The organism is Rhizobium sp. BR 315 (assembly GCF_050577975.1).
Lineage (GTDB): Bacteria > Pseudomonadota > Alphaproteobacteria > Rhizobiales > Rhizobiaceae > Rhizobium > Rhizobium miluonense.
Map to the genome: position 1 here is coordinate 1 of NZ_JARWKZ010000170.1, position 577 is coordinate 577.

Consider the following 577-nt stretch of genomic DNA (forward strand, 5'->3'; position numbering starts at 1 on the left):
GTATGGGAGACGCCAAATGGAAAAGTTAAAATAACGTATAAAGAACATTCGGTGTTAATTACAGGATATGATGAATCTTTTGTATATTTTAATGATCCCATTAGTGGTGAAAAAAACAAAAAAGAACCATTAAGCCCTTTTATAGATGCGTGGAAACAAATGGGGAGTCAAGCTCTTTCCTTAAAGTAAGATTAAGAATAATAGATTCTTGATTTATTCAGTGTAATAGTTCAAGTGGAAACATGTGCCACATTTAAGAAACCTTAATAATATCGTCTTAAAGTGAATGGGAAAATATTGGAGGTAGTAAATAGATAGTTTCGTTGATAATATGATTCCTGTGGACATTAATACTAGGAGGTTTATATGAAATCGAATAAATTTTTATATTCTGTGTTTCTAGTAATATTATTGTCATCCTTTTTTGGAGTAAATACAGAAGCAGCGTCTCTTTACACAGTAAAATCTGGAGATACTCTGTGGAAAATAAGTCAGCAAAGTGGAGTTCCTATAGGATCTATACAAATAGCAAATAATTTAAAAGATAACAAATTGAATGTAGGGCAAAGATTAAGTT

2 protein-coding genes are annotated in these 577 nt (G+C 30.5%); both read left to right on the plus strand.

Annotation, left to right across the window (positions count from 1 at the left end):
* Positions 1-189: C39 family peptidase (locus QD409_RS35580; protein ID WP_430765059.1), on the plus strand; the 189-nt coding region annotated here is incomplete at its 5' end.
* 177 nt (positions 190-366) lie between these two features.
* Positions 367-577: LysM peptidoglycan-binding domain-containing protein (locus QD409_RS35585; protein ID WP_430765060.1), on the plus strand; the 211-nt coding region annotated here is incomplete at its 3' end.